13 protein-coding genes and 1 pseudogene are annotated in these 19,605 nt (G+C 74.4%); 7 read left to right on the top strand and 7 right to left on the bottom strand.

The features are described from left to right. Window positions 1-49: 49 nt before the first annotated feature. From pqqC to ACYQ8Q_RS39345, 4 genes and pseudogenes are all read right to left on the bottom strand, one after another. Window positions 50-760: pseudogene (pqqC, locus tag ACYQ8Q_RS39360) on the bottom strand (pyrroloquinoline-quinone synthase PqqC); the annotation flags it as partial. Continuing rightward, a complete protein-coding gene (gene pqqB, locus ACYQ8Q_RS39355) occupies window positions 757-1,656 on the bottom strand; it encodes a pyrroloquinoline quinone biosynthesis protein PqqB (protein WP_460071519.1) in 900 nt (299 codons plus the stop codon). The gene pqqB and the pseudogene pqqC, both read right to left, overlap by 4 nt. A 9-nt stretch (window positions 1,657-1,665) precedes the next feature. Next, window positions 1,666-1,806 (bottom strand): pyrroloquinoline quinone precursor peptide PqqA, encoded by a 141-nt coding sequence (gene pqqA / locus ACYQ8Q_RS39350; protein ID WP_460071517.1) that lies wholly within the window; start codon window positions 1,804-1,806, stop codon window positions 1,666-1,668. 123 nt (window positions 1,807-1,929) lie between these two features. Further along, a complete protein-coding gene (locus ACYQ8Q_RS39345) occupies window positions 1,930-3,054 on the bottom strand; it encodes a PQQ-dependent sugar dehydrogenase (RefSeq protein ID WP_460071516.1) in 1,125 nt (374 codons plus the stop codon). A 315-nt stretch (window positions 3,055-3,369) separates the two neighbouring features. On the opposite strand from ACYQ8Q_RS39345, the gene ACYQ8Q_RS39340 reads away from it, so the two are divergent. Genes ACYQ8Q_RS39340 through ACYQ8Q_RS39330 form a run of 3 tightly spaced genes read left to right on the top strand, consistent with a single transcriptional unit; the run spans window position 3,370 to window position 9,198 of the window. Beyond that, window positions 3,370-4,188, top strand: a complete 819-nt coding sequence (locus ACYQ8Q_RS39340) for a hypothetical protein (protein ID WP_460071514.1) — start codon at window positions 3,370-3,372, stop codon at window positions 4,186-4,188. After that, entirely contained in the window at window positions 4,188-6,599 is a 2,412-nt protein-coding gene (locus ACYQ8Q_RS39335) for a bifunctional serine/threonine-protein kinase/ABC transporter substrate-binding protein (RefSeq protein ID WP_460071512.1), read from the top strand. The genes ACYQ8Q_RS39340 and ACYQ8Q_RS39335 overlap by 1 nt, the downstream gene beginning before the upstream one ends. Before the next feature lie 10 nt (window positions 6,600-6,609). Beyond that, the gene (locus tag ACYQ8Q_RS39330; RefSeq protein WP_460071511.1) at window positions 6,610-9,198 is read left to right on the top strand and encodes a bifunctional serine/threonine-protein kinase/ABC transporter substrate-binding protein; all 2,589 of its coding nucleotides are present in this window, start codon (window positions 6,610-6,612) and stop codon (window positions 9,196-9,198) included. A 13-nt stretch (window positions 9,199-9,211) separates the two neighbouring features. Here the strand turns inward: ACYQ8Q_RS39330 and ACYQ8Q_RS39325 are convergent, their stop codons facing one another. Then, the gene (locus ACYQ8Q_RS39325) at window positions 9,212-12,115 is read right to left on the bottom strand and encodes a helix-turn-helix transcriptional regulator (RefSeq protein ID WP_460073672.1); all 2,904 of its coding nucleotides are present in this window, start codon (window positions 12,113-12,115) and stop codon (window positions 9,212-9,214) included. 225 nt (window positions 12,116-12,340) lie between these two features. Between ACYQ8Q_RS39325 and ACYQ8Q_RS39320 the strand changes: the two genes are divergently transcribed. Beyond that, window positions 12,341-13,093, top strand: a complete 753-nt coding sequence (locus ACYQ8Q_RS39320) for a DUF6585 family protein (protein ID WP_460071509.1) — start codon at window positions 12,341-12,343, stop codon at window positions 13,091-13,093. On the opposite strand, the gene ACYQ8Q_RS39315 is transcribed toward ACYQ8Q_RS39320, so the two are convergent. Then, window positions 13,079-14,023: a helix-turn-helix domain-containing protein gene (locus ACYQ8Q_RS39315; protein WP_460071508.1), complete on the bottom strand. Its 945-nt coding sequence runs from the start codon at window positions 14,021-14,023 to the stop codon at window positions 13,079-13,081. The genes ACYQ8Q_RS39320 and ACYQ8Q_RS39315 overlap by 15 nt on opposite strands. A 124-nt stretch (window positions 14,024-14,147) precedes the next feature. Between ACYQ8Q_RS39315 and ACYQ8Q_RS39310 the strand changes: the two genes are divergently transcribed. Continuing rightward, window positions 14,148-15,179, top strand: coding sequence for a saccharopine dehydrogenase family protein (locus ACYQ8Q_RS39310; protein WP_460071506.1), 1,032 nt, complete (start codon window positions 14,148-14,150; stop codon window positions 15,177-15,179). 30 nt (window positions 15,180-15,209) lie between these two features. Here the strand turns inward: ACYQ8Q_RS39310 and ACYQ8Q_RS39305 are convergent, their stop codons facing one another. Then, the gene (locus ACYQ8Q_RS39305; protein WP_460073670.1) at window positions 15,210-17,084 is read right to left on the bottom strand and encodes an ABC transporter ATP-binding protein; all 1,875 of its coding nucleotides are present in this window, start codon (window positions 17,082-17,084) and stop codon (window positions 15,210-15,212) included. 147 nt (window positions 17,085-17,231) lie between these two features. Between ACYQ8Q_RS39305 and ACYQ8Q_RS39300 the strand changes: the two genes are divergently transcribed. Then, complete coding sequence (locus tag ACYQ8Q_RS39300) at window positions 17,232-18,191, top strand: lysylphosphatidylglycerol synthase transmembrane domain-containing protein (RefSeq protein WP_460071504.1); 960 nt, start codon at window positions 17,232-17,234, stop codon at window positions 18,189-18,191. A gap of 225 nt (window positions 18,192-18,416) precedes the next feature. Further along, window positions 18,417-19,529, top strand: coding sequence for a mechanosensitive ion channel family protein (locus ACYQ8Q_RS39295; RefSeq protein WP_460071503.1), 1,113 nt, complete (start codon window positions 18,417-18,419; stop codon window positions 19,527-19,529). Window positions 19,530-19,605 lie beyond the last annotated feature (76 nt).

The raw sequence follows: 19,605 nt of genomic DNA, 5'->3' as shown, positions 1-19,605 counted from the left end.
GCCATGGGCGGAGGTCCGGTGCGGGGTGGGTGGTGTCCCGGTTTCCGGTGCTCTCCTGTTGGACCGCGTCCAGCAGGGCCCACAGGACCTCGCACTTGAAGGTGAGCGCGGCCAGGGCCCGCTGCTGGGACTCGTGGGTGCGGGCCCAGTCCAGGACGAGGGCGAGGGCCTCCGTGCTGTCGCGGCGGCCCTGGTCGACACGGGTGCGGAAGTAGCCGAGGCCCTCCGGCTCGATCCAGGAGTAGTGGCGTTCGAAGGCGTCGATGCGCGTCCGCATCAGATCGGGTGCGGTGAGCTCGGTGAGCGAGGCCGCGACGGCCTCCAGCGGCGGTCGCAGCCGGCAGAAGTTGACGTATCCCGCCACCGCCAGCCGTACGCCCGGCAGGACGCAGTCGCCGGTCAGCAGCGCGCGGCGGTCCAGGCCGGCCGCCTCGCCCAGCCGCAGCCAGCGCTCGATGCCGCCCTCCCCGTCCGCGCGGCCGTCGTGGTCCTCGATGCGCCGCACCCACATCCGCCGCAGCCGCGGATCGTCCAGCTTGGCGGTGATCAGCGCGTCCTTGACCGGGATGTGCCGCTGGTAGTGGAAGCGGTTGGTGATCCAGGCGCGCACCTCCTCGGGGCGCAGATCGCCCTCGTGCATCCGCAGGTTGAAGGGGTGCCGGTCGTGATAGCGCTCCCGGGCCACCGCGCGCAGGCGGTCCTCGAACGCGGCGGGGCTCCAGGGCTCGGCGTCGGCCCGGGGGGCCAGGGTCGTGGTCACAGCTCGATCACCAACTCGTCGTCGGCCACCTCGATGCCCAGTCGGGCGAGCCGCTTGTGCTGCGCCGCGGTCGGATCGACAAGGGGGTTCGTGTTGTTGAGGTGCGTGTAGTAGCAGCGGGCGGACAGCGTGGCGAGGATGCCCGCGGTGCCGCCCGGGCCGTCGATGGGCAGATGGCCCATGCCGGTGGCGGTGCGGGAGGAGATGCCGGTGCGGCGCGGCTCCTCGTCGTCCCAGAAGGTGCCGTCGACGAGGACGCAGTCGGCCTCGGCGGCGACCCGGTGCAGGGCCTCGGACCAGGCGGCGACGGCGGGCGCGTAGACCGCCGTACGGCCGGTGGCCGGTTCGTAGAGGCGCAGCGCCACGACCCAGGTCTCGTCCTCGGGGGCGTCGGCGGCGTACCGGGGACGTTTGGCGGAGACGGGTACGGCACTGATCCGCAGTCCCTCGTCGGGCGGGCCGAGCGGGCGCGCACCGTGGCAGGTGAGGTCCCGCCAGGTCAGGGCGGTGTAGGGGCCGAGGACCTCGTCGAGGCGCAGGCGGTCCCGAAGGGCCCGGCGGACCGGGGCCGTGGCGTGGATCTCCAGGGCGTCGGCCTCGCGCAGCCGGGCGATGCCCAGGGTGTGGTCGAGTTCGGCGTCGGTGAGGACGACCCCGGCGATCGGTGTCTGCCGGGGTCCGGGCCCGGGGTGGAGCGCGGGGTGGGCCTCGATCTGGTCGCCGATGTCGGGGGTCGCGTTGACGAGGTACCAGCGGCCGTCGTCCGTACGGACCGCGAGGGAGGCGTGACGGCGGCGGCGCTCGGGATGCGTGCGTGCCCCGGAGCATCCGGGGCACGCGCAGTTCCACTGCGGGATGCCGCCGCCGGCCGCGGTGCCGAGCAGCTGGAGCAGCACGGCGGCGGGCTAGCGGGCCGCGAGGGAGTAGGCGGTGACCTCCAGGGCGGTGTCGACGACCGTGTAGCCGGGGGTCCGCCAGGCGGTGGTGTCGGGCGTCTCTGCCGTGGTCGCGGGCTGGTGCTCCGCGCGCTCGGTGGTGTCGTTCATGGTGCGGGCCTTCCTTTCGGAGGGGCGGGTTCGGATGGGTTCACCCCTCGGTGAGGGGAGCCTGGGGGTCTCGGGTGGTCGGGCAGCGCTTGCGGCCGCACGGGGTGCGGCGGCGGCGCGGGGTCACTTGACGGTGACTTCGAGGATGCGGTCCTTGCCGTCGCCGCCGTCGGTCGTGCCGACCCAGAGCCGGTCGGTGCCGGGCACCTTGGCGAGCGCGCGCAGCCGGCCGTAGCTGCCGTTGTAGTACGACTTCCCGGCCCCGACGGCCTTGCCGGTGCCGTCGATCGGCAGCGCCCACAGCCGCTGGCCGAGCAGGGTCGTGACGTAGATGACGTCGTTCTTGACGGCGATCTGCGCCGGGACGCCGCCCTGGTCGGGGTGCCAGACCTTCTTGGGGTTGGTCATCCCGGCCTTGGCGCACGATCCCTCGCAGCTGGGCCAGCCGTAGTTGCGGCCCGCCTCGACGAGGTTGAGCTCGTCCCAGGTGTTCTCGCCGATCTCGGTCTCCCAGAGCCGGCCGCGGCTGTCCCAGGCCAGGCCCTGCGGATTGCGGTGGCCGAGGCTGTAGACACGGGTGCCGAACGGGTTGCCGGGTGCAGCGGCGCCGCTCCTCGTGATCCGCAGGACCTTGCCGTTGAGGGAGTTCTTGTCCTGGGCGAGATTGCGTTTGAGGGCGTCGCCGACGCTGACGTACAGATAGCCGTCGGGGCCGAACGCGAGCTTTCCGCCGTTGTGGTCGCCGCCCCGGGTGATGCCGCCGAGGACGACCTTGTAGTCGCTCAGCCTGCTGCCGTCGAAGTGCATGCGCACGACGCGGATCTCGGAGGCGGCGGTGTGGACGAAGAAGACGTCCCGGTCCGTGGTGCCGTTCCAGGTCGGTGACGGGGCGACACCGAGCAGTCCGCCCTTGCCGCCGCTCGGTGAGGGCGGCACGGTGTTCGGGACGGTGCCCACCTTCTTCTTGGCGCCGTCGCTCGACTGGAGCCATACGCCGGCCGTGAAGCGCTCGGTCACCAGGGCCCGCTTCCCGTCGGGCAGGAAGGTGATGCCCCAGGGCCTGGTCCAGCCCCGCGACAGGACCGCGACGCCCGTCGGCGCGCCGGCCGCCCGGGTGCCCGACCCGGCGTCGGCGGCCGCGGGCGGCGCGGGCTGCAGGAGGCAGGTGCCGAGGACGGCGGTGAGGGCGACGATCGCGGCCCGGCCGCGCCGGACTCGATGCGGCAGCGGTTGCGCCAAGCGTGACATTCCGGAGCCTTTCCTGTCGTGGGGAGGGCGACCGGCCCCACGGAGGAAGGAGGGCGCCGCCGGATCGGAGAGCGGGAGACGGGAAGCGTGTGCCGTCGTACGGCACCGGCTCCCTCGGATCGGCTCCCTCAAGGAGTATCGGAGCCTGATCTCCGCGCGGGCCACCGGAGATCGTCCATCCTGCTGACGGGCCGGGCGGCCGGGTGAACCCGGGGCGAATACGTAATCGGATACGTGGTTCTACGGAGGTGTCCTGCTCCGGGGGGCGGCTACGTTCGGTGTGTCGAACGTTGTGAGCCGTGTTGAGGGGACCGAGTGAGAGGCAACACCCGAGGCGTGCGGGGTACGGGGGTGACCCTGCTGGTGGCGGGGAGTCTGCTGGCCGGGTGCTCGGCCCAGGGGACGGACGGCGAGGCCGCCGGCAAGAGCGCCTCGCCGTCGGCGGACGCCGGGACGGGTGCCACGGCCGGGGCCACGACGGCCCCTTCCGGCTCCGCCCTCTTCACCGCCGACCCCTCGCTGGTCCCCCGGACCGCGAAGGACGGCGCGGCCCTCGCCGACGCGGTCGTGCTCGCCGCCGGTGACTGGGGCCGGGGCTTCGTCGCCCGGCGGCCGGCCGCGAGCACCCCGGGCACCTGGGCGGTGCTGGACGAGGACTGCCGCTGGGAGCGGGAGAAGCTGCCGAACGGGGTGCTGGCCAGTTCGTCCCGCTACAGCCGCCGGCCGGCCGGCGGGGGCAAGGGCGCGGTCAAGGTGACGGCGGCGACCACCGTGCACGCCTCCGCCCTCGGCGCCGACGAGCAGATCTCCACCACCTTGGAGGAGGTGCTGCGCTGCCCGGAGCAGCAGCCGCGCAGCAACGAGCGGATCACCGGCCTCAATTCGCTCGGCATCCCCTACGGCGCCCGCAACCAGGAGTACGCCGACGACACCGTCCTGGAGTCCGGCCAGTACGTCGAGAACGGCGGCGCCGCCCAGCCGTACTCGTGGATGGTCGCCCGGCTGGGCACGGTCGTCGTGGCCGTCTCCGTGACGGGTGCGAAGGGCAACACCGAGCAGGAGCTGAACCAAGTGGGCTCCGAGGCCCTGGCGAAGATGCTGGAGCGGATCCAGCTGCGCTTGAAGGGGAACTGATGGAGCCGCTGCGTACCTCCGACCCGTCCCGCCTGGCCGGCCACCGGCTGCTCGGCCGGCTCGGCGCGGGCGGCATGGGGGTGGTGTACCTGGGCCGTTCGGCGGGGGGCACCCTGGTCGCGCTGAAGGTGATCCAGGCCGAGTACGCCGAGGACCCCGGCTTCCGGGAGCGGTTCCGGCGCGAGGCGGACACCGCCCGCCGGATGACCAGCCCCTGGGTGGCGCCCCTGGTGGACGCCGACCCGGAGGCGGAACAGCCCTGGCTGGCGACCGTGTTCGTCCCGGGGCCCTCGCTCGCCGAGGCCGTCGCCGCGTACGGGCCGCTGCCCGCGGGAACGCTGCGCACGCTGGGGGCGCGGCTCGCCGAGGCGCTGCGGGAGCTGCACACGGCGGGGCTGGTGCACCGGGACGTCAAGCCGGGCAATGTGCTGCTGGCGCTGGACGGGCCGCGGCTGATCGACTTCGGGGTGGCCCGGGATCCCGCGGACACCTCGCTCACCTCGACCGGGATCGTGGTCGGCACGCCCGGGTTCCTCTCCCCCGAACAGGCGCGGGGCGCGCGCGAGTCGGGGCCGGCGGGTGATGTGTTCTCGCTGGGCTGTGTGCTGGCGTACGCGGCGACCGGCCGCCCTCCGTTCGGCACCGGTGCGCTGGACGCGCTGCTGTACCGCACGGCGCACGACGCTCCCGATCTGGAGGGGATCCCGGAGGAGATCGCCGAGGTCGTGGGCGGCTGTCTGGAGAAGGATCCGGAGCGACGGCCCACCGCCGAGGCGCTGGCGCGGTCCCTGTCGGCCGCGGCGCCCGCCGCGCCTGCCTCGCCGCCCGACCCGCGCGAGGCGCTGCGGGCGGTGCGTCCCGAGGCGACGGACGGGTCCGCCGCGCCCCATCCGGTGTCCGAGAGCACGGCGCCTGAGAGCACGGCGTCCGGGAACTCGGCGCCCGAGAGCACGGCGCCCGAGGGCACGGCGTCCGGGAACTCGGCTCCTCAGGACGCCGCTCCCGAGGACGCGGTGCCCGAGGACGCGGTGCCCGGTGACGGGGCCTGGCTGCCGGAGCCGCTGGTCCGGCTCATCGCCGAACGCTCGGCGGCGGGGCTCGCGCTGCCCGGCGTCGACGACACCGAGATCGACACCTCGGACGCGACCGTGCCGTCCCCGGACACGCCCGGGGCTCCGGGCCCCGGTGTCGGCCGGCGCCGCTTCCTGGTGCTCGCCGGTGGCGCGGCGGCGGTGGCCGCGGCGGGCGGGGGCGCGCTGGCCGTGTGGGGGACGCCCTTCGGCGGCGGCAAGGACACGGGCTCCGGCACGGCGCCGGACGACAGCCTGCCCCTGTACACCATCGGGCTGCACGCCGATCTGAGCGGGGATCAGAAGGCGGTCGGGCGAGCCCAGGAGCGGGGGCTGCGGGTCGCGGTCGACGAGTTCAACGCCCGGAAGGACGCACGGTTCGCGCTGGCCGTGAAGACGGTCGACGACGGCGGTGATCCGGCGCGGGCGCCCGAGGTGGCCAAGCGGCTCGTCGCGGACCGTACGGTCCTCGCCGTGGTCGGTCCCACCACGGACACCACCGCGCTGGCCTCGCTGGCGACGTACGACGCGGCGTCGCTGCCCCTGATCGCGGTGTCGCCCGGCGCCACCGTGCTGGACGTGTCCGGCAGCCGGTCCTTCCTGCACGCCCGGGTCACCGACACGATCCTGCCGTTCTACCTCAACGCGTATCTGCGGGGCACCGCGAAGTCGCGCACGATCGGGATCGTCGACGACCGGGCGGCGGACACCTACGGCTGGGAGATCAGCAGCACGCTGAGCCGGATCCTGCGCGACGACCGGCAGCCGGCCGTGCCGAAGGTGGTGAGCGCCCTGCGGACCGACTTCGCGCCGACCCTGGACGCGCTGCTCGACGGGGGCGCCGACTCGGTGGTGTTCGCCGGCTACCACGACCGGGCCGCCCTGCTGGCCCGGGAGCTGACCCGCCGTGACTTCCCGGGTGCGCGGGCGGCCGCGCAGGGGGTGCTGGACGCCCGGTTCCTGTCCGCCGCCGGGGACGCCGCCGAGGGCTGGGCGATCCTCGCTCCCGCGATGGACGCCGCGACGGCCCCCGAGGCCAAGGCGTTCGCCGCCGCCCACCGCAGGCTGTTCGACGCGGAACCCGAGCGGTACTCCGTCGAGACGTACGACGTGGCGCAGCTGGTGCTCAGGACCCTGGGCTCGCTGGCGGTCGGGCGCCGCACCCGGGCCCGGCTGACGACGGCGCTGCGCGCGGCCACCTACGAGGGGATCAGCCGGAACCTCGCGTTCGACAGGACGACCGGGGCGCTCGTCGTCGACGGCAGCGGGATCTATCTGTGGAAGGTCACCGGCGGCAAGTTCGTCTACCAGGGCGTGGCGCCGTACCAGGTCAGCACCTGAGGGGGCGTCGATGGAGCCGTTGCGCGGCGCCGATCCGGCCGGGATCGGGGGCTACCGGCTATTGCGCCGACTGGGCGCGGGCGGAATGGGCGTGGTGTACCTGGCCCGCTCCACGGGCGGTTCGCTCGCGGCGCTGAAAGTGATCCGCGCCGGGTACGCCGACGACCCGGGGTTCCGGGCCCGGTTCCGCCGGGAGGTGGAGACGGCGGGCCGGGTCGTCAACCCCTGGGTGGTGCCGCTGCTCGACGCGGACCCGGACGCGGCCTCGCCCTGGCTGGCCACGGCGTTCGTTCCGGGGCCGTCGCTGGCGGATGCGGTCGAGGAGTGCGGGCCGCTCCCGTACGCCACCGTCCGGGTCCTCGGGGCCCGGCTCGCCGAGGCGCTGGACGCGGTGCACGGGGCGGGGCTGGTGCACCGGGACGTCAAGCCGGGCAATGTGCTGCTCGCGGTCGACGGGCCCCGGATGATCGACTTCGGGATCGCCCGGATGCCGGAGGACACCGCGCTCACCGCGAGCGGCATGGTGGTCGGCTCGCCCGGGTTCCTCTCCCCCGAGCAGGCCCGGGGCCGGGGCCGGGAGATCGGACCGGCCAGCGATGTGTTCTCGCTCGGCTGTCTGCTGGCGTACGCCGCGACGGGCGAGCGTCCCTTCGGTCCGGGATCCGCCGCCGAGTCGCTGATGCGCACGGTCCACGACGAACCGGACCTGACCGGCGCACCGGAACCGCTCCTGCCGCTCTTGCGCGGCTGCCTGGAGAAGGACCCCGGATCCCGTCCCGGGGTGACGGAGATCCGACGGGCGCTGGCGGAGGGCGGACCGCGGGGCGGAGCGGGCGAAGTGGGGGCCGGACCGCGGGGAGGAGCCGACGAAGCAGGGGCCGGACCGCGGCGCTGGACCGACCAGGAAAGCGCCCGGCCGCGAAGTGAACCCGGCCAAGGAGCAGCCGGACCGCGAGGAGGAGCCGACGAAGCAGGGGCCGGACCGCGGGGCTGGACCGACCAAGAAGGGGCCGGGCCGGGAAGTGAACCCGGCCAAGGAGCAGCCGGGCCGCGAGGCTGGACCGACCACGAAGGCGCCGGGCCGGGAAATCAGCCCGGCGAAGGAGGAGCCGGGCTGTGGGGCTGGGCCGAACAGGAGGGGGCCGGGCCGGGAGGGGGGCCCGGCGAGGCAGGGGGCGGGCCGGGAGGTGGGGGCGGGGCGCGTGGGGATGCCTGGTTGCCGGAGGGGCTGACTCGGCTGATCGCCCGGCGTTCGGCCGCCGTGCTCGCGCTGCCCGATGTCTCGGCCACCGAGGTGCCGGTCACCGGTGGCGGTGAGGCGACGGCAGGGGGTGAGGGTGCCGGCGGGGCGACGGCGGCGGGGTCCGGGGGGAGTCCGACGCGACGGCGGTTCCTGGTGCTGGGGTCGGCCGCGGGGGTGCTGGCGGCGGCCGGTACCGCGGCCTGGTGGACCGCCGGGCGCTCCGACGGGACCGCGGACCAGGGGGGCTCCGGCGCGCTGCCGCGTCTGACGCTCGCCGTCCAGGCCGATCTCAGCGGCGGCGGCCGGACCACCGGCCGGGCCCAGGCGAACGGGGTCCGGCTCGCCGTCGAGCGGCTCAACTCCCGTACCGGGCGCACCTTCGAGCTGGTGCTCCAGGTGCACGACGACCGGGGCAGTGCGAGCCGGGCGCAGGAGATCGCCCGGCGGCTGGCGGCCGACGACCGGGTCCGGGCGGTGCTCGGGCCGAGCACCGCCGCCTGTGCGCAGGCCACCCTCGCCCTCTACCAGAAGGCCCTGCTGCCGATGGTGTCCGTGTCGGTCGGCCTCGACGACGTCGACGCCTTCACCTACCGGGTGTACGCCGCCACCCGCCCCAACGACGCGACGCTCGCGGCGCCCCTGGTGGCGTATCTCGCGCACACCGCCGACGCCCGCCGGACGGTGCTGGTCGACGACGCGGCCGAGGGCGACTTCAGCTGGCGCCTCTGCTCGGGGGTCGCCGAGGCCCTGGGCTCGGGGCGCACGGTGATCCGGCGCACCCTGGCCGCCGACGCCGACACGGACGGCGCGTTCCGTGCCCTGGCCGAGGCGGTGACGGGCGCCGACGCGGACGCGGTGGTGTTCGGCGGGGGGTACGCGCGGACCGCGCGGCTGGCGCGGGCGCTGCGCTCCGCGGGCTTCTCCGGTGCCCGGCTGGCCACCGAACGGGCCTGCGACACACGCTTCCTCGGTTCGGCGGGCGACGCCGCCGACGGCTGGGTGTTCGCGACCGCCTACCTGGACCCGGCCCGGGTGACGGCCGCGAAGCCGTTCGTATCCGCCTACCGCGCCCGCTTCGGCACCGCCCCGCCGCCGTACGCCGCCGAGGCCTACGACGCGACCCTGTTCGTGGCCCACGCCCTGACCTCGCTGGGCCCGGACCGAGCCGAACGGGGCGCCGTGGTGGGCCGGTTGCGCGAGACCGACTACCGGGGGATCACCAAACGGCTGCGCTACACGGCGTCCAGCACCCGCTACACCCTGGACGCGATGTATCTGTTCCGGGCCTCCGGGGACGCGTTCCGCTTCCTCGGGCAGTACAAAGACGCCACCGCCACCACCAACGCCACGCCCTGAGCGTCGCGGTGGTTCAGCCGCCGAACGCCGCCCCCGACGGGCGCCCCGCGATCAGCGCGGCGAGGGCGGCCCGCGAGGACACTCCCGTCTTGCGGTAGATCCGGGAGACATGGGTCTCGACCGTGCGCCGGCTCAGACAGAGGCGGTCGGCGATCGCGGGGCTGGTCAGTCCCTCGGCGACCAGTCCGGCGATCTCCCGTTCGCGGGCGGTCAGTTCGGCGAGCCGCCGCTCGGGGCCGTCGGCGGCCCCGGTCACGGCGGGGCCGACCGCGTCGGCGAGTCCGGTCAGCATCGCGGATCCCCCGGCGGCGGCGAGTCTGCGCCCGCGGTGCCAGGCGGCCCGCCCCCGCCGTGGCCCGTCCGGATCCGCCGCCAGCAGGGGGGCGCCCAGGAGCAGGGAGAACGCCTCCCAGAACACCGCGCCGCTGCGGGCGCTCTCCTCGGCCGCCGCCGTGAACAGCTCCGCCGCCGCCCGGGAGTCACCGAGGCCGAGGGGGAGGTGGGCGCCGCTGCGCAGGGCCGAGGCCCGCTGCACGGGCAGATCGAGCCGCTCGGCCTCCTCCTGGGCCCGCTGCGCCCAGTCCTTCGCCGCGTCCGCCTCGCCCAGCGCGAGGGAGGCGGTCACCAGGATCTCCAGGAACAGCGGGCGCATCGAGGGCTGGAGCCGGCGCAGATCCGGTCCGCCCGCGTGCAGCACCGCCTCGCGGGCGCGGGCCGGGTCGCCGGCCGTGAGCGCCGCGTAGCCGAGCATGCAACGGGCGATGGAGGCCCACCAGTTGACGCCCAGTCCGGCCGCGGCGACCGCCTCCTCGGCCACCGCGAGGGGGCGCGGGTCGCCGGGCGGGCAGGCGGCTACCACCGCGTGGGCCTTGGTGGCGAGGACGAACGCGAGGAGTTCGTCGCTGCCGATGCCGCGCGCGATGTCCTCGGCCTCGTCGGCGAGTTCCACCGCCGACACCGGCCGGCAGACCTGGATGTGGACATGCGCCTTGCACAGCAGCAGATGGGGCAGCAGGGCGAGCTGGCCGGTGCGGCGGGCGATGGCCAGACCACGGTCGGCGTGCCGCTCGGCGTCGGCGAAGCGTTCCAGGAACGCCTCGGCCCAGCCCAGCCGGGCGAGTTGCTCGCACAGGCCGGTGAGGTCGTCGTCCGGCAGCGAGTCCACGAGTGCCGCGGCCTGGCGGGCGTACGCGTCGGCGTCGGCCGTCTCGCCCTCGTAGGCCTCGCCGAGCGCGGCGACGGCCAGCGCGCCGGCGACGCCGACCTCGTCGCCGAGGGAGCGGGCGACGGCGAGGGTACGGGCCATGTCGGCGCGCACGGTGGGGTACGAGGTGTCGTGCGGGGCGGAGGAGCCCAGTTCCAGGCCGAGCGCCACCTGGTCGGCGGGGGAGGGCGCCGGGTCGGTGCGGTGCAGTTCGCGGCGGAGCAGGGCCACCGCCTCCGAGTAGCGCCCCAGATGGCGTTCCATCACGGCACACAGCACGACGGCCGAGGCACGCGATCCGCCGGCCGTCTCGACGGCGCCTTCACCGGTGCCCGCGTCAGCTCCGTCACCTGCCGGGTCCGGCATGGCGATCACCTGGTGCAGCAGGTCGCGGCTGGCGCGGAGTTCGCCGCAGGCGCCGAGGGCGCGAGCCCGGCGCAGCGTCAGCTCACGGCGGCGGGCCGTCTGGTCCGGGGTGTGCGGCAGATGCCGCAGCACCACGCCGAGCCAGTGGGCGCAGCTCGCGGGCGCGGTGTCGGCGGCCTGTTCGGCGGCCCGGATCAGCACGTCCGCCGTCTCGGGGTCCCAGCCGGACAGGGAACGCTCGGCGTGGTGGGCCCGCTCGGCGGGCGGGGCGCCGGCGCGGGCCAGTGCGGCGGCGGCGAGCCGGTGGGTCTCGGTGCGCAGCCAGGGGTCGGTGCCGTCGTGGACGAGGCTGCGCAGCACCGGGTGGCGCAGGGTCAGCCGTCCGTGCGGCCCGGTGCGCAGCAGGTCGCGGCGGGTCAGCTCGGCGAGGTCGGCGGCCAGGCCGGTGGGGGCGCGGCCGGTGACCGGGGCGAGCAGGGCGGGGGTGGCGTGGTCGCCGAGCGCGGCCACCACCTCGACCAGTCGGCGCTGTCCGGCGCCGAGCGGGGTCAGTTCGTCCAGCAGCAGCGCGCCGAGCCCGGTGGTGGACAGCCGGCTGACCGGGGCGCCCTCGCGGTGTGCCTGGAGCAGGGCCAGCAGATACAGGGGGTTGCCCTCGCTGGCGGCGAAGAGCCGGACGGCCTCCTCGCGGTCCAGGCCGGGGGCGAGCCGCTCGACGCAGGCCTGCTCGTCCAGTGGCCCGAGGACGGTGCGGCGCACCGCTCCGGTGTCGGTGCCGCGCTGGAGGGTCGCGGTGAGCGGGGCGGGGCTCTGCCGTTCCCGGCGGGCGACGGCGAGCAGGACCCGGGCGCGCGGGGGATGCCGTACGAGATGGTCGAGGAGTTCCAGGGAGGCGGGGTCCGCCCAGTGCAGGTCGTCGAGCACCAGGACCAGCGGTGCGGTGGCGGCGTGGGTCAGCAGGGCGGCGGTGGCGCGGTGCAGGCCGAAGCGATCGGCGCGGCGGGCGGCGCCGGTCAGCACCGGGGCGACCTCGGCGGCGGCGGGGAAGGACGCGGGGACGGCGGGGTCGAGGTCGGCGAAGGCGTCGGTGAACGGCTGGAAGGGGATGTGCCGTTCGTACTCCGTGGCCCGGCCGCGCAGCACCGTGGCGCCCTCGCGGGCCGCGTGCCGGCACAGCTCGTGGATGAGGCGGCTCTTGCCGATGCCGGCCTCGCCGCTGATGTCCAGCACCGCAGGGCGGCCCTCCGCGTCGGCCGCCAGGTCGGCCAGCAGCCGGTCGAGCAGCCCGAGTTCGGCGTCCCGGCCGACCAGCGGCATCCGTTCCGTCGTCGTGTCCCCCGTCGTCATGTCCCCCGTCGTCATGTCCCCTGTCGTCATGTCCCCTGTCGTCATGTCCCCTGTCGGCATATCCCCCGCCGTCATGTCTCCTGCCGTCATGTCCCCCGCCCCCTGCGCCCCGTCCTGCTGATCATCCTGCCGTATGCCACCGACAGTGCCGCCGCGGAAGGTACGTAAGCGGCGTACGTAACACCACGGTCGTCAGGGGGCGTCACGGCTCGAAGGGTGGTCCTCATGACATCACCCACCTCCCCCACGCCCGAGGTAGCCGAGCTGGCCGCCCGCCACCGGCTGGGCCCGCTGCGGGGCGTGTTCGCGCCCCGGCGGCTGAGCGGGGCGATGGTCGCCGCGCATCTGTTCAACACCCTGATGCTGTCGGCGTTCTTCCTGGTCCCCGGGCTGCTCTACTACGGGTGGCTGGCCCGTCGGCACCCGGGCTTCGGCGGGCGGCAGGGGGCCAAGCGGCTGCACCTGTTCGAGGAGGGGCTGGTCGTGGACCCGCAGTCCGGCTCCGGTGCGGTCGCCCTGCGCTGGGACGCGCTGGAGCTGCGGCAGGACATCGTCCAGCTGATCGTCAACGGCCGGCCCCAGCCGACCCGGTACGTCTACACCGCGCGCACCCCGGGCCAGGGGTCCGTCCGGATCACCGAGTTCTACGAGGGCCCCGACGTCTGGGGCCCCTGGATGCAGGACGCCGTCCTGGCGGCGCAGGGCCCGGCGGTGCTGCGGACGCTCCAGGAGGGCAGGACGGTCCCCTTCGGGGTGCTCGCGCTCTCCCGCACCGGGCTGTCCGCCCCCGGGAAGGGGCGGCTGCCCTGGCCGGAGGTCGAGGAGGTCCGCGTCTCGGGCGGCCTGGTCCTCGTCACCCGGTCGGCCGGGTCCGCCCGCTGGTCCCACCACCCCGTCAAGGAGATCGCCAACCTCCATCTGTTCCTGGCGGCGGTGTCGACCCTGCACGGGGACACGGATCCTCTAGCGGGTTCGTGAGCGGAAGGTGTGGCGGTAGGCGTCCGGGGGGACGCCGAGAGTGCGGTTGAAGTGACGGCGCAGGGTGGTGGCCGTGCCCATGCCGGTGGCCGCCGCGATGGTGTCGATGGTGTCGTCGGTCTGCTCCAGCAGTTCCTGGGCGTGGCGGATCCGCTGGGCCAGCAGCCACTGCAGGGGTGTGGTGCCGGTCGCCGCGCGGAAGCGGCGGCCCAGGTGGCGCGAGCTCATCCGGGCCTGGCGGGCCAGGTCCTCCACGGTCAGCGGTTGGTCGAGCCGCTCGATGATCCAGGGGAACAGCGCGGTGAGCGGATGGTCGTCCTGGGTGGGCACCGGGGCGGTGACGAACTGGGCCTGGCCGCCGGACCGGTGGGGTGGGACGACCAGACGGCGGGCGACGGCGTTGGCGACCGACGAGCCGTGGTCGCGGCGGACCAGGTGCAGGCACAGGTCCAGCGCGGCGGCCTTGCCGGCGGAGGTGAGCACACTGCCGTTGTCCACGTAGAGCACGTCCGGGTCGACCTGCGCCCCGGGGAAGCGGGCGGCCAGGACGTCGGTGTGCGCCCAGTGGGTGGTGGCGCGTCTTCCGTCCAGCAGGCCGGCCGCGGCCAGGACGAACGCGCCGGTGCACAGGGAGGCCACGCGGGCGCCCGCGTCGTGGGCCGCGCGCACCGCGTCGACCAGTTCGGCGGGCGGGTCCACGTCGACGTCGGCCCAGCCGGGGACGATCACAGTGTCGGCGCGCCGGAGGTGGTCGAGGCCGTGGTCGGGCTCAAGGTGGAACCGGCCGAAGGACACCCTGCCCGGCCCGCAGACGGTGAGGTCGTACCAGGGAACGGTGACCGCGGCCGGTGCGGGGCCGAACACCTCGTGGGCCACGGACAGTTCGAAGTGCAGCATCCCGTCGGTGACGGCCAGTGCGACAGCTCTCATGTCCGAAACTGTACGGGGCATGTCGTTCCGGACACTCGTGGCCGGCCGTTCCGGCGCGCCAGGATGGCCGCAGTCGATCGGTCCGGAGAACGCAGTCGATCGGTCCGGAGAACGGGGAGAGGTCATGGCAACGGGGCAGACGGTGACGGTGTACGGCGCGTACGGGCACACCGGCAGGTTCGTGGTGGCACATCTGAAGGAGCGCGGATTCGTCCCGGTCCTGGCCGGGCGGGACGTCGCCCGGTTGAAGGCGCTGGCGGACGACCACCCCGGACTCGACGTCCGCCCCGCCGCGGTCGACGACCCGGTCTCGCTCGACCGGGCGATGGACGGCGTGGCGGCCGTCGTCAACTGTGCCGGACCCTTCGCCACGACGGCCGCGCCGGTGATCGCAGCGGCGCTGCGCGCCGGAATCCCCTACGTCGACGTGGCGGCCGAGATCGAGGCCAACGCCGACACCTTCACGCACTTCGCGGACCGCGCCCGCGACACGGGCGCGGTGATCGTCCCCGCGATGGCCTTCTACGGCGGCCTCGGCGACCTGCTGGCCACCGCCGCGATGGGCGACTGGACCGAGGCAGACGAGGCGCACATCGCGTACGGGCTGAACAGCTGGGAGCCCACGGAGGGGACGCGCGCCGCGGGCAGGGTCTCCGCGGAGCGGCGTGGTGGCCGCCGCGTCCGGTTCACGAAGGGGCGGTTGGCGTACCACGACGACGAACTGCCCACCCTGCTGTGGTCCTTCCCCGATCCGCTGGGCCCCCGGGCCGTCATCGGCGAGTTCACGATGGCCGACGTCGTCACCGTCCCCAGCCATCTGTCCATCCCCGAGGTGCGCACCTACATGACGACCGAGGCGGCCGGCGGTGTCGTGTCCCCGGACACGCCGACGCCCACCGCGGTCGACGAGCACGGGCGCTCCGCGCAGACCTTCCTCGTCGACGTCGTCGTGCGCTCCGGCGCCGCCGAACGGCGCGCCGTGGCCCGGGGCCGGGACATCTACGCCGTCACCGCGCCGCTCGCGGTGGAGGCGGTCGACCGTATCCTCACGGGCCGGACCAGGACGGCCGGTGTGGCCTCCGCCGGTGAGATCTTCGACGCGCCCGACTTCCTCGACGCGCTGTCCCCGCACATCACCGTGGAACTGCATGGGTGACGGAACCGGCGCCACCCTGCGGCCACCGTGCTAGGCGACCGGCTCCGGCTGCGGTTCCTCGAACTGGGTGCGGTAGAGCTCCGCGTAGCGTCCGTCCGCCGCGAGGAGGTCCTCGTGGGTGCCGCGTTCCACGATCCGGCCGGCCTCGACGACGAGGATGAGGTCGGCGGCCCGCACGGTGGACAGGCGGTGGGCGATGACGACGGCGGTGCGGTCGGCCAGCGCCTCGGTGAGGGCCTCCTGGACGGCCGCCTCGGAGGTGTTGTCGAGGTGGGCGGTGGCCTCGTCGAGGACGACGACCTGCTGGCGGGCGAGGAGCAGCCGGGCGATGGTCATGCGCTGGCGCTCGCCGCCGGAGAGCCGGTAGCCGCGTTCGCCGACGACGGTGTCGAGGCCGTCGGGCAGGGAGCGGACGAGGTCCTCGAGGCGGGCGCGGAGCAGCGCGTCCCACAGCTCCTCCTCCGTGGCCTCGGGCCGGGCGAGCAGCAGGTTGGCGCGGACGGTGTCGTGGAAGAGGTGGCCGTCCTGGGTGACCATGCCGAGGGTGGCCCGCAGTGAGCCGGCGCCCAGGTCGCGGACGTCGACCCCGCCGATGCGGACGGCGCCGCCGTCGATGTCGTACAGACGGGGCAGGAGCTGGGCGATGGTCGACTTCCCGGCGCCGGAGGAGCCGACGAGCGCCACGGTCTGGCCGGGTTCGGCGCGGAAGGACACCCCGTGCAGGACCTCGTCGCCGCCGCGGGTGTCGAGGGTGGCGACCTCCTCCAGGGAGGCGAGGGAGACCTTGTCGGCCGAGGGGTAGCCGAAGCGGACGTCGTCGAACTCGACGGACACCGGGCCCTCGGGGACCTCGCGGGCGTCCGGTTTCTCCTCGATGAGCGGCTTCAGGTCGAGCACCTCGAAGACCCGCTCGAAGCTGACCAGGGCGCTCATCACCTCCACGCGCGCCCCGGCGAGGGCCGTGAGCGGCGCGTACAGGCGGGTCAGCAGGAGCGCCAGGGCGACCACGGCGCCCGGTTCGAGGGTGCCGTTGAGGGCGAGCCGGCCGCCGAGGCCGTAGACGAGGGCGAGGGCCAGGGCGGAGACGAGGGTGAGGGAGGTGAGGAAGACCGACTGGGCGGTGGCGGTGCGGACGCCGATGTCCCGGACGCGGGCGGCGCGGGCGGCGAACTCGGCCGATTCCTCCTCGGGGCGTCCGAACAGTTTGACCAGGGTGGCGCCGGGCGCCGAGAACCGCTCGGTCATCCGGGTGCCCATGGCCGCGTTGAGGGCGGCGGCCTCGCGCTGCATGCCGGCCATCCTGCGGCCCATCCGGCGGGCCGGGATCACGAACACCGGCAGCAGGGCCAGCGCCAGCAGGGTGACCTGCCAGGACAGGGTGAGCATGACGGCGAGCGTGAGCACCAGGGTGACCAGGTTGGACACCACGCCGGAGAGGGTGTTGCTGAACGCGCGCTGGGCGCCGATCACATCGTTGTTGAGTCGGGAGACGAGCGCCCCCGTACGAGTACGTGTGAAGAACGCGACCGGCATTTTCTGCACATGATCGAACACGGTCGTGCGCAGATCGAGAATGAGTCCCTCCCCGAGCGTCGCCGACAGCCTCCTGCCCAGGATGCCGAGCGCCGCCTCCAGGACCGCGATGAGCGCGATGAGCAGCGCGAGCCGCACCACCCGGTCGGGGTCGCCGTGCGACACGATCGCGTCGACGACCCGGCCGGCGAGTACGGGGGTCGCGACCGCGAGCAGCGCGGTCACCACCCCGAGCAGCACGAACAGCGTCATACGGCGGCGGTGCGGCCGGGCGAACGCGCCGATGCGGCGCAGTGTGGCGGGGTCGAAGGGGCGGCGTTCCTGCTGGGAGTTCATGACGCTGTACAGCTGCGTCATGGCTACGGCGTCCATGCTCATGGGACAGACCGTAGAACCTCGAGCTTTGTTGAGGTCAATTCATATACGAAGGCACCCCCGAAGGACCCGATGACCGTACGTAATGCTCCGTCCCCGCTTCCGCAACCCGCCGTTGGGACCGCGCGGAAAACCTCTCCCCCTGTGACAGCGGTTCCGCTCCCCTCGCTCCCCCGGCGCCTCCCCCTGCGCCGGGTCCTGTGTCTGCTCCCGCTCCTGCTGGTCACCGTGGTCGCGGTGCGCCACCGCTCGGTGCTCGCCGAGGGCTTCGGCCATCTGCGCACCGCGCAGTGGCCCTGGCTGCTGGCCGCGGCCGGGGCGACCTGTCTGACCTGGGTCGCCGCGGCCGTCACCCGGCAGGGGGCGGTGGTGCAACCGCTGCCCCGGCTCCGGCTGCTCGCCACGCAGTTCGCGGCGGGCGCGGCCAACCATCTGCTGCCGACGGGACTGGGCGCGAGCGCGGTCAACCTGCGCTTCATGACGGTGTGCGGGGTGCCGCTGGCCCGTTCCTCCGCGGCCCTCGCGCTGTATCTGCTGGCGGAGGGCGTGGCCCGGGTGGGTCTGCTGGCCACGCTGCTGCTGGTCTTCCCCGACGCGCTGCGGCTCGGCTCGCTGCTGCCGCACGGGGCGGTCGGTCCGCTGCTGGGCGCGCTGGGGGCGGTCGTGCTCCTGGCGGCGGCCGCGCTGGCTCTCGTACGGCGGCTGCGGACGGCCGTGTTCTCGTTCCTGCGCACCGCGCTCGGCGAGGCCCGGTCGGTGCACAGCTGCCCGGCGCGGGCGGCGGCCCTGTGGGGCGGCTCCCTGGCGTTCCCGGTGCTCCAGGCGGCCGGACTGGCGGCGGTGGGGCAGGCGTTGGGCCTGCCGGTCCCGCCGGCCCACATGGCGGTGGCCTATCTCGCGGCGACGGTGGCGGTGGCCCTGGTGCCCACCCCGGGCGGCATCGGCTCGGTGGAGGCGGCCCTGATCGTGGCCCTGGTCGCGGCGGGCGGCCCGCTGGCCCTCGCCACCGCGGTCGTCCTCACCTACCGCGTCATCACCGTGTGGCTGCCGCTGCTGCCGGGGGCGGTGACACTGGGGGCGCTGGTGCGCTGGAAGGTGATCTGAGCGCCCGGTGCGCGAGGGCACGCGGGTGCCCGGAAGTCGTCGGCCGGATGTCCCCGGGGTGCGAACTGCCGTGCCCGATACGGCAGGATGGACGGTCGTGCCCGCTCGCGGCGGGCGCGACCGCAGATCCCGTGAACAAGCAGGTGACAACGTGACGAGACTTCACATCCGGCCGTCGGCGGGCGTCTTCGCCCTCCCCGCGGAGCGAGACGCCGGAGGTGACCGGTGAACCGGGCGCTGACCCTGGACGACCTCGTCCTCGCCGGGATCGCCCTGGCCACCGGCCTCCTCGTGGCCTTCCTGTCGCGCACCCTGCTGCGCTGGCTGGGCAAGCACGCCAAGCGCACCCGGTGGAGCGGAGACGACGTCATGGTGGACGCGCTGCGCACGGTGGTGCCGTGGGCGGCGATCGCGGGCGGCGCGGCGGCCGCGGCGGCGGTGCTGCCGCTGACGAAGGCGGTCCAGCACACCGTCAACCAGTGTCTGACGGTGCTGCTGATCTTCGTGGTGACGGTGTCGGCGGCCCGGGTGATCGCCGGTCTGGTGCAGGCGCTGACCCAGTCCCGCTCCGGAGTGGCCGGCTCCGCCACGATCTTCGTGAACATCACGCGCGTGCTGGTGCTGGCCATCGGCTTCCTGGTGATGCTCCAGTCCCTCGGCATCTCCATAGCCCCGATGCTCACGGCGCTGGGCGTCGGTGGTCTGGCCGTGGCACTGGCCCTCCAGGACACCCTCGCCAACCTCTTCGCGGGCATCCACATCCTCGCCTCGAAGACCGTCCAGCCCGGTGACTACATCAAGCTGAGCAGCGGGGAGGAGGGGTACGTCGAGGACATCAACTGGCGTCAGACCACGGTCCGGGCGCTGTCCAACAACCTGATCGTGATCCCCAACGGGCAGCTGGCCAAGGCCAACATGACCAACTTCATGCGGCCCGAGCAGCAGTTGACGGTCCTGGTGCAGGTGGGCGTCGCCTACGACAGCGATCTGGAGCACGTGGAGCGGGTGACCATGGAGGTGGTCGCCGAGGTGATGACGGAGATCGCCGGCGCGGTCCCGGACCATGAACCGGCCGTCCGCTTCCACACCTTCGGCGACTCCCGGATCGGCTTCACCGTGATCCTGGGCGTCGGCGAGTTCAGCGACCAGTACCGGATCAAGCACGAGTTCATCAAGCGGCTGCACCGCCGCTACCGGGACGAGGGCATCCGGGTGCCGGCCCCGGCCCGCAACATCTCGCTCCAGCAGGGCGCTGTCGTCATCCCGCAGCAGCGCACCGGCAACGGCACCGACACCGCCGAGGCGGCCGAAGCGGCCGAGGCGCGCCGGGAAGGCTGATCCGGCGGGCCGATGCAGAGGGCGGGGGCCCGTCCCGGGGCCGGGTCGGCGGCGAGCTGCGCCGACCGCGGGCCCA

Source organism: Streptomyces sp. YKOK-I1, from assembly GCF_054660435.1.
Note: the sequence above shows the minus strand (reverse complement) of the source record. Positions and strands in the feature narration are given on the sequence as shown.

What these genes read in the sequence shown, in the direction of transcription:
- ACYQ8Q_RS39330 (WP_460071511.1), top strand. Translation starts at nt 6,610, where the DNA reads ATGGAGCCGTTGCGCGGCGCCGATCCGGCCGGGATCGGGGGCTACCGG.
- ACYQ8Q_RS39325 (WP_460073672.1), bottom strand. Translation starts at nt 12,115, where the DNA reads ATGACGACGGGGGACACGACGACGGAACGGATGCCGCTGGTCGGCCGG.
- ACYQ8Q_RS39315 (WP_460071508.1), bottom strand. Translation starts at nt 14,023, where the DNA reads ATGAGAGCTGTCGCACTGGCCGTCACCGACGGGATGCTGCACTTCGAA.
- ACYQ8Q_RS39305 (WP_460073670.1), bottom strand. Translation starts at nt 17,084, where the DNA reads ATGGACGCCGTAGCCATGACGCAGCTGTACAGCGTCATGAACTCCCAG.
- ACYQ8Q_RS39320 (WP_460071509.1), top strand. Translation starts at nt 12,341, where the DNA reads ATGACATCACCCACCTCCCCCACGCCCGAGGTAGCCGAGCTGGCCGCC.
- ACYQ8Q_RS39310 (WP_460071506.1), top strand. Translation starts at nt 14,148, where the DNA reads ATGGCAACGGGGCAGACGGTGACGGTGTACGGCGCGTACGGGCACACC.
- ACYQ8Q_RS39335 (WP_460071512.1), top strand. Translation starts at nt 4,188, where the DNA reads ATGGAGCCGCTGCGTACCTCCGACCCGTCCCGCCTGGCCGGCCACCGG.
- pqqA (WP_460071517.1), bottom strand. Translation starts at nt 1,806, where the DNA reads ATGAACGACACCACCGAGCGCGCGGAGCACCAGCCCGCGACCACGGCA.
- ACYQ8Q_RS39345 (WP_460071516.1), bottom strand. Translation starts at nt 3,054, where the DNA reads ATGTCACGCTTGGCGCAACCGCTGCCGCATCGAGTCCGGCGCGGCCGG.